We start from the raw sequence: 16,359 nt of genomic DNA, 5'->3' as shown, positions 1-16,359 counted from the left end.
CCGGAGGTCCGGAGCGGGGCTTTTTATCAGCCGATGGAATCAGACGAGAGGTTTGGTCTCGTGCTCTTTCTCTTCGGCGTGGGCTACGTGCTCAGGGCTGTGCTCGACAGCGCGTGGCGCTTCTTCGACCACTGGGGCAGGTTGCTGCGCCTCAGGCTCGGCAACTGGCGCAGGAGCTGCGGCAGGTGCTTCGACAGGTGCAGGAGCTGCCTCGACGATCGCAGGGGCTTCAACTACCGGTGTAGCTTCGACAGCGACCACGGCTTCGGCCGGAGCAGCAGCGGCAGCCAGTTCGGCTTCCTTCTGCAGGCGCTCGGCTTCACGCTTGCGGCGACGCACTTCGCGCGGGTCGTTGGGTGCGCGGCCGTTGCTGGTCAGGGCGCTGGCCGGAGCCGCTTCGGCTACCGGAGCTGGAGCCTCGACCGCTACTGGAGCGACAACCGGAGCAGGCTCCACTACCGGGGCTGGCTGCTCGGCAACCACTGGCTGCTCGATCACCGGTTCAGCTACTGGAGCGGCTACCGGGGCTGGCTCGGCGGCTGGTTCTTCGAACGCTGGAGCTGGGGCTACAGGTTCTACGACAGGCTGCTCGGCAACCACCGGCTGGGTGTCGACGACCACGGCGGGTTCGGCAGCGACCTCGACCGGCTGTTCAGCGGCTGGTGCGACTTCGGCTGCTGGAGCCACTTCCACGGCTGGTGCGGCTGGAGCCTCTACCGCAGTGGTGGCCTCGACCACCGGTGCTTCAGGGGCCGGTTCGGCAACGGCGGCGGTAGCGCGTTCGGCTTGCTGATGAGCCTCGGCTTCGGCATTGGCGCTGATCACGGTGCTGGCAACGGCAGCGGTGACTGCCAGGCCGACGGCCAGGTCGTCGCTGCTTGGCTCTTCGGTGTTTTCTTCCGAGCCTTCGATCAGGTTGCCGTTGGCGTCACGCTGACGCTCGCGACGGTTGCTGCGACGACGCTGGCCGCGGGAGCGACGACGTGGACGCTCGCCTTCGGCGTTGTCCTGGCCTTCTTCCAGCAGTTGCTCTTCGTTAGGCAGCGCTTCTTCTTCGCTGACGGCTGCGGCCTGGGCCTGTTCGGCACGTGGTTGGCGCTCTTCACGTGGCGCACGTGGCTGGCGCTCTTCGCGTGGCTGGCGAGCCGGACGCTCTTCGGCCACGGCTGCAGTAGCGGCGGCAGCGGCTACCGCTGGAGCGGCATCCAGGGGTTCGCGCAGTTCGCGTACGCGCTCTTCACGCTCGCCGCGAGGCTTGCGATCTTCGCGCGGGGCGCGTGGCTGGCGTTCTTCTCGCGGTGCACGCGGCTGGCGCTCTTCGCGAGCAGTGGCCTGGCCTTCATCACGAGCTTCGCGCAGTTCACGCGGCTGACGCTCTTCCCGTGGTGCGCGTTCCTCACGCGGAGCACGTTCTTCGCGCGGCTTGCGATCTTCGTCGCGACGACCGTTGCGGCTACGGCTCTGTTGGCGACCGTTGCGACGTTCTTCGTTACGGGCAGGACGCTCGGGGGTCGGTTTCTCGGCCACCACTGGTGCGGCAGGCTCTTCCTTGCTGGCGAACAGGCTGACCAGGGACTTGACCAGGCCCTTGAACAGGCTTGGCTCGGCCACCGGAGTCGGTGCCGGAGCAGGCGCTGGGGCGGCGGCTTCGGTAGGAACCGGAGCGTTGGCACGCGCTGGAGCTGTCTTCACCGCGGCTTCCTGGCGAACCAGGGTGCGAGTGCCGGCGGCCGGTTGTGGCTCTTCGGCCTCGGCAGCGGCAGCGGCGATTTCGTAGCTGGACTGGTTGTTGTTGGCGTCCGGGTTGTCATCACGCAGGCGCTGGACTTCGAAGTGCGGCGTCTCCAGGTGATCGTTCGGCAGGATGATGATACGGGCTCGGGTACGCAGTTCGATCTTGGTGATCGAGTTGCGTTTTTCGTTGAGCAGGAACGCGGCGACCGGGATCGGTACCTGGGCGCGGACTTCGGCGGTGCGGTCCTTCAGGGCTTCTTCTTCGATCAGGCGCAGGATGGCCAGGGACAGCGACTCGACGTCACGGATGATGCCGGTGCCGCTGCAGCGTGGGCAGACGATCCCGCTGCTCTCGCCCAGGGATGGACGCAGGCGCTGACGGGACATTTCCAGCAGGCCGAAGCGCGAAATGCGGCCGATCTGCACGCGGGCGCGGTCGGCTTCCAGGCATTCGCGGACTTTTTCTTCCACGGCACGCTGGTTCTTGGCAGGGGTCATGTCGATGAAGTCGATGACGATCAGGCCGCCGATATCGCGCAGGCGCAGCTGGCGAGCGATTTCTTCCGCCGCTTCCAGGTTGGTCTGCAGGGCGGTTTCTTCGATGTCGCTGCCTTTGGTGGCGCGAGCCGAGTTGATGTCGATGGACACCAGGGCTTCGGTCGGGTCGATGACGATGGAGCCGCCGGAAGGCAGTTCGACCACGCGCTGGAAGGCGGTCTCGATCTGGCTTTCGATCTGGAAGCGGTTGAACAGCGGCACGCTGTCTTCGTACAGCTTGATCTTGCTGGCGTACTGCGGCATCACCTGGCGGATGAAGGTCAGGGCTTCGTCCTGGGCTTCGACGCTGTCGATCAGTACTTCGCCGATATCCTGGCGCAGGTAGTCGCGGATCGCGCGGATGATGACGTTGCTTTCCTGGTAGATCAGGAATGGCGCGGAACGGTCCTGGGACGCTTCCTTGATAGCGGTCCAGAGTTGCAGCAGGTAGTCCAGGTCCCACTGCATTTCTTCGCTGCTGCGGCCCAGGCCGGCAGTGCGGACGATCAGGCCCATGTCGGCAGGTGCCACCAGGCCGTTCAGTGCTTCGCGCAGTTCGTTGCGCTCTTCGCCTTCGATGCGGCGCGAGATGCCACCGGCGCGAGGGTTGTTCGGCATCAGGACCAGGTAGCGACCGGCCAGGCTGATGAAAGTGGTCAGGGCTGCGCCCTTGTTGCCACGTTCTTCTTTCTCGACCTGGACGATGACTTCCTGGCCTTCGCTCAGGACGTCCTTGATGTTGACGCGGCCTTCAGGGGCTTTCTTGAAGTATTCGCGGGAGATTTCTTTGAGAGGCAGGAAGCCGTGGCGCTCAGAGCCGAAATCGACAAAGGCAGCCTCGAGGCTAGGTTCGATACGAGTGATGCGGCCTTTATAGATGTTGGCCTTTTTCTGCTCGCGTGCACCGGACTCGATGTCCAAGTCGTAGAGGCGCTGGCCGTCTACCAGGGCAACACGCAACTCTTCGGGTTGAGTTGCGTTAATCAGCATTCTTTTCATGTAGTACCGTCGGTTTCCGGGCTGCCGGAAACGGCGTTCGGCACACACGACTTCTCACGGTCGGTGTCAGGTGCGTCAGGAGTGGTTGACCACTCGAGTGTCTAGCGAGGTTCGTCCCTGTCAACCGGGAACGAAGTCGCGACTCACGCGTCCTGCTTGCTGTGGTGACTAAAGCACCGCTTAAGCAAAAGTCTGTCAGGAGGAGGAATCAACCGGCGACTGTGGACGAGATGAAGCGTCTTGATAAAGCCTAATGCTACACAGTCCGACGGTTGTGCATCTCCACCCTACACGTATCCCTGATAATTCGGGTGCTGCCGCGCGCAGAATCCGCAGCGGGTTGGCATTTACCGTGAACTCCGAAAGGGGAGGTCACGCATCATGGCTAAGGCGTTGTTTCCACAACTTCCGCCTGGGTGTCGTCAGTCGCTGACTGCACTTTGTGAACTGGCCGTTAATCGCTGCGTAAGAGGCGAGTGGAACTCTGCTTCCTACGGGTTTCAGGCCTCATGTCACCTGCGCTTGTTACAGCGTCCAACTCGTCCGTTATGTGGCGAGAGCTGCGTAGGACGGCCTTGCGTCCTCATGAATTGCGTTGGTCAGGGCCGGCTGTTGGCCGCTGTTCCTCTGTCCAGCCGCTTTTGGCGGCGTTCGCGACTATAGCAGTAATCATTAAGTGCTTCAAATCCATAAAAATTGTTATTATCCGCGACATGACGACTACTGCCCCCTCGACTCCAGGCGTTCAACTGCTTGAGGTCACGCCGGAATATGCCGGCCAACGTATTGATAATTTCCTTCTCGCTCGACTCAAAGGCGTGCCCAAGACCTTGATTTATCGCATTTTGCGCAAAGGCGAAGTGCGGGTGAACAAGGGGCGGATCAAGCCCGAGTACAAGTTGCAGGAGGGCGATGTTGTGCGCGTGCCCCCGGTGCGCGTGCCCGAGCGCGATGAGCCTGTGCCACTGGCCCAGGGGTTGCTGCAGCGTCTGGAGTCTTCCATCGTCTTCGAAGACAAGGCGCTGATCGTGATCAACAAGCCGGCCGGCATTGCCGTGCATGGCGGCAGTGGCCTGAATTTCGGCGTGATCGAAGCCTTTCGTCAGTTGCGGCCGGATGCCAAGGAGCTGGAGTTGGTGCATCGCCTCGATCGCGACACTTCCGGTCTCCTGATGATCGCCAAGAAGCGCAGCATGTTGCGTCATTTGCATGCTGCATTGCGTGGCGACGGTGTGGATAAACGCTACATGGCGTTGGTGCGTGGCCATTGGGCGACCGCCTTGAAGCAAGTGCGGGCCCCGTTGCTCAAGAGCAACCTGCGCTCTGGGGAGCGCATGGTGGAGGTCAACGAAGAGGGCAAGGAGGCCTTGACGGTGTTCAAGGTTCTGCGTCGCTTCGGCGATTTTGCCACCATGGTCGAAGCCAAGCCGGTGACCGGACGTACGCATCAGATTCGGGTGCACACCCTGCATGCCGGGCATTGCATCGCCGGTGACAGCAAGTACGGCGACGATGATTTCACTCGGGAAATCCGCGATCTGGGCGGTAAACGCCTGTTCCTGCACGCCTACATGTTGACGGTGCCGCTGCCCGATGGTGGCGAGCTGAAATTGCAGGCCCCGGTGGACGAGATGTGGGCCAGGACCGTGGAGCGCCTGAGTGCACCCTGATTACAAGCTGCTGATCTTCGATTGGGATGGCACCCTGGCGGATTCCATTGGTCGGATTGTCGAATCGATGCATGTGTCCGCCGACCGTTCCGGCTTTCCCCGGTGCGATGACTCCGCCGTCAAGGGCATCATCGGACTGGGCCTGCCGGAGGCGATCCGGACCCTGTATCCGGAAATCGATGATGAGCAGTTGGTGACGTTTCGTCAGCACTACGCGGATCACTACATCGCGCTCGATACCGAGCCCTCGCCGCTATTTGACGGGGTGGTGCAGTCGCTCGAGAGCTTTCGGGTCGAGGGGTATCGGTTGGCAGTCGCGACCGGCAAGGCGCGGCGTGGCCTTGATCGGGTGCTGAAGGCTCATGGTTGGGAGGAGTATTTCGATATCACCCGGGCCGCGGATGAGACTGCCAGCAAACCGCATCCCTTGATGTTGGAAGAGATCCTTGCGCATTGTGGGGTCGGAGCCAGGCAGGCGCTGATGGTTGGGGATTCTTCCTTCGACCTGTTGATGGCGCGCAATGCGGGCATGGATTCGGTCGCCGTAAGCTACGGTGCCCAGCCTATCGAGGCGTTGCAAATGCTGGAGCCGCGCTTGTCCATCGATCATTTCCCTCAATTGCATGCCTGGCTCAATCGGGCTGCGAGTTAATTTTTTGCTGAGGTAGTAGGCATGACCGACGAATGGAGGGCGCCGCGCGCATCGGGCGCCGAAGGCCCTGACGACAGAAGCTGGAAACTCTTGGAAAAGACCCTGTTGGCGAGTGTCCAGGAGCAGCGGCGTTCGCGGCGTTGGGGGATCTTCTTCAAGTTGCTGACCTTTGTGTACCTGTTCGTGGCATTGCTCGTGTTCACTCCGTTGTTGAGTATCGAGAAGAATGCCGCCCGTGGTGGCAGCTACACCGCGGTAATCGATGTGACTGGGGTGATCGCAGACAAGGAATCTGCCAGTGCGGACAATATCGTCGGCAGTCTGCGCACCGCTTTCGACGATCCGAAGGTCAAGGGCATCGTGCTGCGAATCAACAGTCCGGGTGGCAGCCCGGTGCAGTCCGGATATGTCTATGACGAGATCCGCCGCCTGCGTGCCTTGCACAAGGACACCAAGGTCTATGCGGTGATTTCCGATCTTGGGGCTTCGGGCGCTTACTACATCGCCAGTGCCGCTGATCAGATTTATGCCGACAAGGCCAGCCTCGTGGGGTCTATCGGCGTCACGGCAGCTGGATATGGCTTTGTCGGGACCATGGAGAAGCTGGGGGTCGAGCGTCGTACCTATACCTCTGGCGAGCACAAGTCGTTCCTCGATCCCTTCCAGCCGCAAAAGCCCGAGGAGACTCAGTTCTGGCAGGGTGTGCTGGACACCACTCATCGTCAGTTCATCGCTAGTGTCAAGCAGGGGCGTGGCGAGCGGTTGAAGGACAAGGAGCACCCCGAACTGTTTTCCGGTCTGGTGTGGTCCGGCGAGCAGGCGTTGCAGTTGGGATTGATCGACGGACTGGGCAATACCAGTTCGGTTGCGCGTGACGTGATCGGCGAGAAGGAAGTGGTGGACTTCACCGTCCAGGAGTCGCCCTTCGATCGCTTCTCGAAGAAGCTTGGCGCCAGCGTCGCCGAGCAGATCGCCATGTGGATGGGCTTCCAGGGGCCGACCTTGCGTTGAGCCTCTGGCGTCCAATGAAAGCCGGCCTTCATGGTCGGCTTTTTCGTGGTCTCAAGGTATGTTCACGCCTTCGACCAGCAGCATGTCCACCAGGCGGATCAGTGGCAGCCCGATCAGGCTGGTGGCGTCGCTACCGTCAGTGCTTTTGAACAGGCTGACCCCGAGGCCCTCGGCCTTGAAGCTGCCGGCGCAATCGAAGGGGCGCTCGGCATTCAGATAGCGCTCGATGCGCTGGTCGTCCAGGGTGCGCATGTGCACTGTGAAGGGAATGCAGTCGACCTGGCATTGGCCGGTCTGGCTGTTGAGCAGGGCCAGGCCGGTGAGGAAGGTCACGCTGGCGCCGCTGGCGTCCAGCAGTTGCTGGCGGGCCTTGTCGAAGGTGTGGGGCTTGCCGATGATTCGTTCGCACAATACTGCGACTTGATCCGAGCCGATGATCAGGTGGCCTGGGTGGCTGGGGGCGAGGGCACGAGCCTTTTCCTCGGCCAGGCGTTTGACCAGTTCCACGGCGCTTTCGCCTGGGCGATGGCTTTCGTCTATGTCGGGGGAGCTGCAGGTGAATGGCAGTTGCAGGCGGGACAGTAATTCCCGGCGGTAGGTCGAGCTTGAGGCGAGTAGTAAAGGCAGCATGCGCATCTCCTGGGCGGGCCGGGAATTCTAGCGGGGCGGGCAAGTGATGGGCAGGGCTGAATTTCCTTTGACATGGCCGGGGGCATCCCTATAATGCTGCGCCTATGTTGAATGACCCGATTCCACCTCACGTTGACCCGCGCAAATTGGCTGACCGTGGTACCACCCTCCAGGGGGAAGTGCTGCTGGCCGATTTGGAGAGACTCTGCGACCCGCTTGCCGACGATGTCGGTACGGTGCAGGCTAAATTCGTTTTCGAGCGTGACGAGCGTAAAGCTGTAGTTATCCACAGCTCCATCGACGTCGAAGTCAAAATGGTTTGCCAGCGTTGTCTTGAGCTGGTCACCCTGCCGATCCACAGCGAATGCAGTTACGCGGTGGTGAAGGAGGGTGCGAATACCCAGTCGTTGCCGAAAGGTTATGACGTGCTGGAACTGGGCGAAGATCCTTTGGATCTGCAGGCGTTGATCGAGGATGAGTTGTTGCTCGCCTTGCCCATCGTGCCTGCTCATCATCCGGAAGAATGCCAGCAGCCGGCGGGGCTCGATGAGCCCGAACCGAGCGAGGACGAGGTAACGCGGTCCAACCCGTTCAGTGTATTGGCGCAGTTAAAGCGTGACCCAAACGTTTAGGAGTTAATCAATTATGGCTGTTCAGCAGAACAAAAAATCCCGCTCTGCCCGTGACATGCGTCGTTCCCACGATGCTCTCGAGGCTAGCACCCTGTCCGTAGAAAAGACCACCGGTGAAGTTCACCTGCGTCACCACGTATCGCCAGAAGGCGTATACCGTGGTCGTAAAGTGATCGACAAGGGCGCTGACGAGTAATCCTTGTCCGCTCAAGTCATCGCGATTGACGCAATGGGCGGGGACTTCGGTCCCCGCAGCATTGTTCAGGCCAGTATTGCGTGCCTGTCTGCTACCCCCTCGCTGCACCTGACCCTGGTGGGTCAACCCTCCCTCCTTGAAGAACTGATTTCCAGCCATTCGGCCGTGGATCGCGCGCGCCTGTCGATCGCCCCTGCGAGCGAGGTGATCACCATGGACGAAAAGCCTTCCCAGGCCTTGCGCGGCAAGCCTGATTCTTCGATGCGGGTGGCGCTTGAGCTGTTGCGCGAGGAAAAGGTCCAGGCTTGTGTCAGTGCCGGTAATACCGGGGCGCTCATGGCGCTGTCGCGTTACGTACTCAAGACCTTGCCCGGTATCGATCGCCCGGCAATGGTGGCTGCCATTCCCACCCAGCGTGGCTACTGCCAGTTGCTCGACCTGGGGGCCAACGTCGATTGCAGTGCCGAGCATTTGCTGCAGTTCGCCATCATGGGTTCGGTTGCGGCGGAGAGCCTGGGCATCGCTCGTCCCCGGGTGGCCTTGCTGAACATCGGCACCGAAGACATCAAGGGCAATCAGCAGGTCAAGCTGGCGGCGAATCTCCTGCAGCAGGCCCGGGGCTTGAACTACATCGGCTTTGTCGAGGGAGACGGTCTGTATCGTGGCGAAGCGGACGTGGTGGTGTGTGACGGCTTCGTCGGCAATATCCTGCTCAAGTCCAGTGAAGGCCTGGCGACCATGATCGCGTCCCGCATCGAGGCGCTGTTCAAGCAGGGCATGCTTTCTCGGGCGGTAGGGGCCTTGGCCTTGCCTTTGATGCGGCGACTGCAGGCGGACCTGGCGCCGGCCCGGCACAATGGCGCGAGCTTCCTGGGTTTACAGGGGATCGTGGTCAAGAGCCATGGCTCGGCGGGAGTTCAGGGCTTCCAGAGTGCGATTCAGCGCGCGCTGATCGAGATCCAGGAAGATCTGCCGCGACGCTTGCACGGGCGCCTCGAAGACCTGCTGCCTTAGGCATTTTCCCGGCGGGATGCTTAAATGTGACCGCTCGGTACGATTGGCCATCCAACTGTCAGTTTCTTGCGTCCACTACGGTGTGACGTCAATTCTCCGACGACAAGATCATTAGGGGCTCGTTACATGTCTGCATCCCTCGCATTCGTCTTTCCAGGACAGGGCTCGCAGTCCCTCGGCATGTTGGCCGAGCTGGGCGCGCAGTACCCGTTGATCCTCGATACTTTCAAGGAAGCCTCCGATGCCCTGGGCTACGATCTCTGGGCCCTGACCCAGGAAGGTCCGGCGGAGCTGCTGAATCAGACCGACAAGACTCAACCCGCGATTCTCACCGCGTCCATCGCTCTGTGGCGCCTGTGGCTGGCCGAGGGCGGTGCGCGCCCGGCATTCGTTGCCGGCCACAGCCTGGGCGAGTACAGCGCCCTGGTCGCTGCCGGCAGCTTGACCCTGGCCGAGGCGGTCAAGCTGGTGGAACGTCGTGGCCAGCTGATGCAGGAAGCGGTGCCGGCAGGGCAGGGCGCCATGGCGGCGGTCCTTGGCCTGGACGATGCCGACGTGGTGGCTGCCTGTGAAGAGGCGGCGCAAGGTGAAGTGGTCAGCGCGGTGAACTATAACTCCCCGGGCCAGGTGGTGATCGCCGGTGCCAAGGCTGCCGTGGACCGTGCCATCGAAGGTTGCAAGGCCCGCGGTGCCAAGCGTGCCATGCCGTTGCCGGTCAGCGTGCCATCCCACTGCGAGCTGATGCGCCCTGCGGCCGAGCGTTTTGCCGAGTCGATCGCCGCGATCGACTGGCAGGCTCCGCAGATCCCTCTGGTGCAGAACGTCAGCGCTGCGGTGGCGGTTGACCTGGATAGCCTCAAGCGCGATCTGCTGGAGCAGCTGTACAAGCCTGTACGTTGGGTCGAATCGGTGCAAACCCTGGCCGCCAGCGGTGCTACCGAGCTGGTTGAGTGCGGTCCGGGCAAGGTCCTGGCTGGCCTCAACAAGCGCTGCGCCGAAGGCGTTTCGACCTCTAACCTGAATACCCCGGATGCTTTCGCTGCCGCCCGCGCAGCGTTGGCCTGAACTAGGAGAAGCTTGCATGAGTCTGCAAGGTAAAGTTGCACTGGTGACCGGCGCCAGCCGTGGGATCGGCCAGGCCATCGCCCTCGAGCTGGGGCGCATGGGTGCCATCGTGGTGGGTACCGCCACTTCCGCCTCGGGTGCCGAGCGTATCGCTGCCACCCTCAAGGAAAACGGCGTTCAAGGCACTGGCCTGGAACTCAATGTCACCAGCGACGAGTCCGTGGCTGCGGTCCTGGCCAGCATCACCGAGCAGTTCGGTGCGCCGGCGATCCTGGTGAACAACGCCGGTATCACCCGCGACAACCTGATGATGCGCATGAAAGATGACGAGTGGTACGACGTGGTCGATACCAACCTCAATAGCCTGTATCGCCTGTCCAAGGGCGTCCTGCGCGGCATGACCAAGGCTCGTTGGGGTCGAATTATCAATATTGGCTCGGTTGTGGGTGCCATGGGCAACGCAGGCCAAGTAAACTACGCCGCCGCCAAGGCCGGCCTCGAAGGTTTCAGCCGTGCCCTGGCGCGGGAAGTAGGTTCGCGGTCGATCACTGTGAACTCGGTCGCTCCTGGTTTCATCGATACCGATATGACCCGCGAGCTGCCGGAAGCACAGCGTGAAGCCCTGCAGGCACAGATTCCGCTGGGCCGTCTGGGCCAGGCCCAAGAGATCGCGCAAGTGGTCGCTTTCCTGGCATCCGACGGTGCGGCATACGTTACTGGGGCTACAATCCCGGTCAACGGCGGGATGTACATGTGAGGCAGATGTGACGGATTGCTTCAAAAAAGTGTCATACGAGCTGTCTAAAATCCGTTATAAGGCTGCAATCTATTTATAGGCAGATGGCCAAAGGGTTGAGTGGTAAAGCTTTCGGTTGAAAAGCTGAAAAGCCTTTCTATACACTTACCCACTGGCCAGTTGCCTGAATTTGTCCATTAGGAGTGAAAACAAGGTATGAGCACCATCGAAGAGCGCGTCAAGAAAATCGTTGCTGAGCAACTGGGCGTTAAAGAAGAAGAAGTTGTTAACACCGCTTCCTTCGTTGAAGACCTGGGTGCCGACTCCCTTGACACCGTTGAGCTGGTGATGGCTCTGGAAGAGGAATTCGAGACCGAAATCCCTGACGAAGAAGCTGAGAAGATCACTACCGTTCAAGCAGCTATCGACTACGTTAACAGCCACCAGGCTTAATCGTTTGTAGTCGTATTTTGCTGTCATGGAAAAACCGCACTGCCGTCACGGCGTGCGGTTTTTTCTTTAGGCCTGATGCAAAGAGTGTCGTCATTAGAAAAAGGAGAGTGCTGTGTCGCGTAGACGCGTCGTAGTCACCGGTATGGGTATGTTGTCGCCGCTGGGTACGGATGTACCGACTAGCTGGCAGGGCATTCTGGCTGGCCAAAGTGGCATCGGTCTGATCGAGCACACCGACCTTTCTGCCTATTCCACCCGTTTTGGCGGCTCGGTAAAGGGCTTCAATGTCGAGGAATACCTGTCGGCCAAAGAGGCCCGCAAGCTCGACCTGTTCATTCAATACGGCCTGGCGGCCGGTTTCCAGGCAGTACGCAATGCCGGCCTGGAAGTCACCGATGCCAACCGTGATCGCATCGGCGTGGCCATGGGTTCGGGTATTGGCGGTCTGACCAATATCGAAGAAACCAGCCGCACCCTGCACGACTCCGGCCCGCGACGGATTTCTCCGTTCTTCGTGCCCGGTTCGATCATCAACATGATTTCCGGTTTCCTGTCCATTCACCTTGGGCTCCAGGGACCGAACTACGCCATTTCCACGGCGTGCACCACGGGCACCCACTGCATCGGCATGGCTGCGCGCAACATTGCCTACGGCGAAGCCGACGTGATGATTGCCGGTGGTGCCGAGATGGCCGCTTGCGGCCTGGGCATGGGTGGTTTTGGCGCCTCCCGTGCGCTGTCGACCCGCAACGACGAACCGACCCGCGCCAGCCGGCCGTGGGACAAGGGGCGTGATGGCTTCGTGCTGTCCGATGGTTCCGGCGCCCTGGTCCTGGAAGAGCTGGAGCATGCCAAGGCGCGTGGTGCCACCATCTATGCCGAGCTGATCGGTTTTGGCATGAGCGGCGACGCCTACCACATGACTTCGCCACCCGCCGATGGCGCCGGGGCTGCCCGTTGCATCGCCAATGCCTTGCGCGACGCGAAGATCAATGCCGACCAGGTGCAGTACATCAATGCCCATGGCACTTCGACGCCAGCTGGCGACCTGGCGGAAGCCGAAGCGATCAAGAGCGTGTTCGGCGACCACGCCTACAAGCTCGCGGTCAGCTCCACCAAATCCATGACTGGCCACCTGTTGGGCGCCGCTGGGGCGATCGAGGCGATCTTCAGCGTGCTGGCGATCAACAGCCAGGTCGCGCCGCCCACCATCAACCTGGATGAGCCCGATGAAGGCTGCGACCTGGATTTCGTGCCGCACACTGCGCGCAGCATGGATATCGATGTCGTGCTGTCCAACTCCTTCGGTTTTGGCGGTACCAACGGCTCCCTGGTATTCCGTCGGTTTTCCGAGTGATGCACAGCTGGGTCGACGGTCGTCCGGCTGACGCTCTGTCGCTCAAGGACCGTGGCCTGGCCTACGGCGATGGTCTGTTCGAGACCATCGTCGTCAGATCCGGCAAGCCGCTGCTGCTCGAGCGGCACTTGCAGCGCCTGGCCGAAGGCTGTCGGCGCTTGGCCCTGGTGACGGATCCGGAGCTGGTGCGCAGCGAAGTGCTGGCCTACGCCCAAGCCCTGGACGAAGGGGTGCTCAAGCTGATCCTGACCCGGGGCGATAGCCTGCGCGGCTACGCGGCCGATCCTGCGGCGCCGGCGCGGCGGATCCTCCAGGGTGGCGCCTTGCCGGCCTACCCGGCGGCCCATGCCGCACAAGGGATTCGGCTGTTTCCTTGTGCCACGCGCCTGTCCGAGCAGCCCTTGCTGGCTGGTCTCAAGCACCTCAACCGCCTGGAGCAGGTCCTGGCCCGTGCCGAATGGCGCGATAGCGAGCATGCCGAAGGCCTGATGCTCGATGGCGCCGGGCGCGTGATCGAGGGCGTGTTCAGCAATCTGTTCCTGGTCGCTGGAGGGCAGCTGCTGACGTCGGACCTGAGCCGTTGTGGCGTGGCCGGGGTGATGCGCGGCGAAATCCTTGCCCAGGCCCAGCTGCAAGGCATTCCCGTGGCGATCACCGACATCAGTCTCGAGCAGTTGCGGCAGGCTGATGAAGTCTTCGTGTGCAACAGCGTCTATGGCATCTGGCCGGTACTGTGCTGCGCCGGGATGCGCTGGTCGGCGGGACCGCTCACCCGTAAACTGCAGGGCATTACCCGCGCACTACTGGATGCTTGATTCGTGAGACGTAAATTACTGCTCCTGCTGGAAACCGGACTGGTCCTGGCAGGGCTGCTGCTGGGTGTCAGTGCCTGGAAACTGAACTCGGCCCTGGAGCAACCGTTGAACCTGAGTCAGGAACAACTGCTCGATGTTCCCGCCGGCTCCACCCCCACCGGAACCTTCAATCGCCTGCAAGCCGACGGTGTGATCCAGGATGCTTTCTGGCTGCGCCTGTATTGGCGTTTCAACCTGCCGGGCCAGCCCCTGCACAGTGGTGAGTACCGCATGACCCCGGGCATGACTGCCCAGGGCCTGATCGGTGCCTGGCAGCGCGGCGAGGTGGTGCAATACAGCCTGACCCTGGTGGAGGGCTGGAACTTCCGCCAGGTCCGCAATGCCCTGGCCAAGAGCGACAAGTTGCAACAAACCCTGGCCGGCCTCAGCGACGCCCAGGTGATGGAAAAACTCGGCCACGGTGGGGTGTTTCCCGAGGGGCGGTTCTTTCCCGATACCTATCGCTTCGTCCGGGGCATGAGCGATGCCGAGCTCCTGGCCAAGGCCTACGACCGTCTGGACAGCGTGCTGGCCAAGGAGTGGGACAAGCGCGCCGAGGATGTTCCCTATGCCGACCCCTACCAGGCGCTGATCATGGCCTCCCTGGTGGAGAAGGAAACCGGCGTGCCCCAGGAACGTGGGCAGATTGCCGGTGTGTTCGTGCGCCGGATGCAGATCGGCATGTTGCTGCAGACCGATCCCACAGTGATCTACGGCCTGGGTGAGCGCTACACCGGCAAGTTGACCCGGGCTCACCTGAAGGAAGCGACGCCCTACAACACCTATGTGAACGCCGGCCTGCCACCGACGCCGATTGCCATGGTGGGGCGCGAGGCGATCCACGCCGCGCTCAACCCGGTGCCGGGCAAGAGCCTGTACTTCGTCGCTCGCGGAGATGGCAGCCATGTGTTCTCCGATGACCTGGACGCTCACAACAGCGCCGTGCGCGAGTTCCAAATCAAGCGCCGTGCCGACTATCGTTCCAGTCCGGCTCCGGCCTCCAGCCCGACGGCTCCCGAGGCGCCGAGCCCGAGCGCCGCGCCGGAGCAGGCACCGGCCGAGGTTGAGCCGACTCCAACGGCGCCAGCGGCCGTTCCTGCCGAGCCTGGGCAAACGCCGAAAAGCCCGCAATGAATTTGATCAAGGACTGCCCGTGACTGGTTTGTTTATTACCCTGGAAGGCCCGGAAGGCGCCGGCAAGAGCACCAACCGCGAGTACCTCGCCGAGCGCCTGCGCGCAGCGGGCATCGAGGTGGTGCTGACCCGCGAACCGGGTGGCACGCCCCTGGCCGAGCGGATTCGTGAGGTGCTGTTGACTCCGGCCGACGAGATCATGAATGCCGACACCGAGCTGTTGCTGGTATTCGCTGCCCGGGCCCAGCACCTGGCAACGGTGATCCGTCCGGCGCTGGAGCGCGGTGCAGTGGTGCTCTGCGATCGCTTCACCGATTCGACCTATGCCTACCAGGGCGCCGGTCGCGGCTTGAGCCTGGCACGGATCGAGGCCCTGGAAGACTTCGTCCAGGGCCCGCTGCGCCCGGACCTGACCCTGGTCTTCGACCTGCCGGTGGAAGTTGGCCTGGCGCGTGCCAGTGCCCGCGGTCGACTGGATCGTTTCGAGCAGGAAGGCCGCGAGTTCTTCCAGAAGGTTCGCCAAGCCTTCCTCAAGCGTGCCCAAGCCGCTCCCGAGCGTTATTTCCTGGTGGATGCGTCCCAGCCCCTGGCCGAGGTCCAGCGCTCCCTGGATGGCTTGCTGCCGCAGTTGCTGGAGCGCGCCCGTGGCTGACGTCTTCCCCTGGCAGGATGGCCTTTGGCAGCAACTGGCGGGGCGTATCCAGCATGCCCATGCCTACCTCCTGCATGGCCCGGCGGGTATCGGCAAGCGGGCCCTGGCCGAGCGCCTGATGGCCCGGCTGCTGTGCCAGCGCCCGGAGGGCCTGGAGGCCTGTGGTCAATGCAAGTCTTGCCTGCTGTTGCAGGCCGGCAGCCATCCGGACAACTACATCCTGGAGCCCGAGGAAGCTGACAAGCCGATCAAGGTCGACCAGGTTCGCGACCTGGTGAGCTTCGTGGTCCAGACCGCGCAGTTGGGCGGGCGCAAGGTGGTGCTGATCGAGCCGGTGGAGGCGATGAACATCAATGCCGCCAACGCCCTCTTGAAGAGCCTCGAAGAACCTTCCGGGGACACCGTGCTGTTGCTGGTCAGCCACCAGCCCAGCCGATTGCTGCCGACCATCAAGAGCCGCTGCGTGCAGCAGGCGTGCCCGTTGCCCAGCGAGGCCATGAGCATGCACTGGCTGGCCGCTGCCTTGCCCGAATGCAGCGACGAGGAGCGAGTGGAGTTGCTGACCCTGGCCGCCGGTTCGCCCCTGGCCGCCGTCAGCCTGCACACCCAGGGCGCGCGCGAGCAGCGGGCGCAGGTGGTGGAAGGGGTGAAGAAGCTGCTCAAGCAGCAGCAATCGCCGACCCAACTGGCCGAGTCCTGGAACGCCGTGCCGTTGTTGTTGCTGTTCGACTGGTTCTGCGACTGGTCGAACCTGATCCTGCGCTACCAACTGACCCAGGATGAGCAAGGCCTGGGGCTGGCGGACATGCGCAAGGTGGTGCAGTACCTGGCGCAGAAGTCCGCCCAGGCCAAGGTGCTGGCCATGCAGGACTGGATCCTGGCCCAGCGGCAGAAGGTGCTGAACAAGGCCAACCTCAACCGGGTGCTGCTGCTCGAGGCGCTGCTGGTGCAATGGGCGGCGTTGCCTACCCAGAACTGACGCCCGGCGCCTAGAATCAGTTCTTTCCCTGGTCGGATGCAGTCATCCGGCCTT

At 62.3% G+C, this 16,359-nt stretch carries 16 protein-coding genes; 14 read left to right on the top strand and 2 right to left on the bottom strand.

The genetic code is table 11. The annotated features are described in order from the left end of the window. Window positions 1–39: 39 nt before the first annotated feature. Window positions 40–3,270, bottom strand: coding sequence for a ribonuclease E (gene rne, locus CAG11_RS17340; RefSeq protein ID WP_085597199.1), 3,231 nt, complete (start codon window positions 3,268–3,270; stop codon window positions 40–42). 713 nt (window positions 3,271–3,983) lie between these two features. On the opposite strand from rne, the gene rluC reads away from it, so the two are divergent. From rluC to sppA, 3 genes are read left to right on the top strand one after another with little or no spacing between them, the layout of a single operon-like run. Continuing rightward, complete coding sequence (rluC, locus tag CAG11_RS17335) at window positions 3,984–4,940, top strand: 23S rRNA pseudouridine(955/2504/2580) synthase RluC (protein ID WP_085597198.1); 957 nt, start codon at window positions 3,984–3,986, stop codon at window positions 4,938–4,940. Beyond that, a complete protein-coding gene (locus tag CAG11_RS17330) occupies window positions 4,930–5,592 on the top strand; it encodes an HAD-IA family hydrolase (protein ID WP_085597197.1) in 663 nt (220 codons plus the stop codon). Before rluC ends, CAG11_RS17330 begins: the two co-directional genes overlap by 11 nt. A gap of 21 nt (window positions 5,593–5,613) precedes the next feature. Further along, window positions 5,614–6,603: a signal peptide peptidase SppA gene (gene sppA, locus CAG11_RS17325; protein ID WP_085597196.1), complete on the top strand. Its 990-nt coding sequence runs from the start codon at window positions 5,614–5,616 to the stop codon at window positions 6,601–6,603. A gap of 51 nt (window positions 6,604–6,654) precedes the next feature. Here sppA and CAG11_RS17320 read toward each other — a convergent pair whose 3' ends face one another. After that, window positions 6,655–7,233: a nucleoside triphosphate pyrophosphatase gene (locus CAG11_RS17320; protein WP_085597195.1), complete on the bottom strand. Its 579-nt coding sequence runs from the start codon at window positions 7,231–7,233 to the stop codon at window positions 6,655–6,657. Window positions 7,234–7,337: 104 nt separating this feature from the next. On the opposite strand from CAG11_RS17320, the gene CAG11_RS17315 reads away from it, so the two are divergent. The 11 genes from CAG11_RS17315 (at window position 7,338) to CAG11_RS17265 (ending at window position 16,305) form a co-directional block, all read left to right on the top strand. Next, window positions 7,338–7,865: a YceD family protein gene (locus CAG11_RS17315; RefSeq protein ID WP_053135801.1), complete on the top strand. Its 528-nt coding sequence runs from the start codon at window positions 7,338–7,340 to the stop codon at window positions 7,863–7,865. A 13-nt stretch (window positions 7,866–7,878) separates the two neighbouring features. Beyond that, window positions 7,879–8,061, top strand: coding sequence for a 50S ribosomal protein L32 (rpmF, locus tag CAG11_RS17310; RefSeq protein WP_003179396.1), 183 nt, complete (start codon window positions 7,879–7,881; stop codon window positions 8,059–8,061). Window positions 8,062–8,064: 3 nt separating this feature from the next. Next, complete coding sequence (gene plsX, locus CAG11_RS17305) at window positions 8,065–9,075, top strand: phosphate acyltransferase PlsX (RefSeq protein ID WP_085066058.1); 1,011 nt, start codon at window positions 8,065–8,067, stop codon at window positions 9,073–9,075. A 126-nt stretch (window positions 9,076–9,201) separates the two neighbouring features. After that, entirely contained in the window at window positions 9,202–10,140 is a 939-nt protein-coding gene (fabD, locus tag CAG11_RS17300) for an ACP S-malonyltransferase (RefSeq protein WP_085597194.1), read from the top strand. Window positions 10,141–10,156: 16 nt separating this feature from the next. Beyond that, window positions 10,157–10,897, top strand: coding sequence for a 3-oxoacyl-ACP reductase FabG (gene fabG / locus CAG11_RS17295; protein WP_022643173.1), 741 nt, complete (start codon window positions 10,157–10,159; stop codon window positions 10,895–10,897). Between the two features lie 195 nt (window positions 10,898–11,092). Beyond that, entirely contained in the window at window positions 11,093–11,329 is a 237-nt protein-coding gene (gene acpP / locus CAG11_RS17290; protein WP_004884578.1) for an acyl carrier protein, read from the top strand. Window positions 11,330–11,441: 112 nt separating this feature from the next. Beyond that, window positions 11,442–12,686: a beta-ketoacyl-ACP synthase II gene (fabF, locus tag CAG11_RS17285; protein WP_031321260.1), complete on the top strand. Its 1,245-nt coding sequence runs from the start codon at window positions 11,442–11,444 to the stop codon at window positions 12,684–12,686. Continuing rightward, window positions 12,686–13,501: an aminodeoxychorismate lyase gene (gene pabC / locus CAG11_RS17280; RefSeq protein WP_085597193.1), complete on the top strand. Its 816-nt coding sequence runs from the start codon at window positions 12,686–12,688 to the stop codon at window positions 13,499–13,501. The genes fabF and pabC overlap by 1 nt, the downstream gene beginning before the upstream one ends. A 3-nt stretch (window positions 13,502–13,504) precedes the next feature. Next, window positions 13,505–14,674 (top strand): endolytic transglycosylase MltG, encoded by a 1,170-nt coding sequence (mltG, locus tag CAG11_RS17275; RefSeq protein WP_085597192.1) that lies wholly within the window; start codon window positions 13,505–13,507, stop codon window positions 14,672–14,674. Window positions 14,675–14,693: 19 nt separating this feature from the next. Continuing rightward, window positions 14,694–15,326 carry a dTMP kinase gene (gene tmk, locus CAG11_RS17270; RefSeq protein ID WP_053135813.1) on the top strand — a complete coding sequence of 211 codons (633 nt, stop codon included), beginning with the start codon at window positions 14,694–14,696 and terminating at the stop codon, window positions 15,324–15,326. After that, window positions 15,319–16,305, top strand: coding sequence for a DNA polymerase III subunit delta' (locus CAG11_RS17265; protein WP_085597191.1), 987 nt, complete (start codon window positions 15,319–15,321; stop codon window positions 16,303–16,305). Before tmk ends, CAG11_RS17265 begins: the two co-directional genes overlap by 8 nt. Window positions 16,306–16,359: the final 54 nt, after the last annotated feature.

It is taken from the genome of Pseudomonas sp. B6(2017), assembly GCF_002112765.1.
Classification (GTDB): Bacteria; Pseudomonadota; Gammaproteobacteria; order Pseudomonadales; family Pseudomonadaceae; genus Aquipseudomonas; species Aquipseudomonas piscis.
Note: the sequence above shows the minus strand (reverse complement) of the source record. Positions and strands in the feature narration are given on the sequence as shown.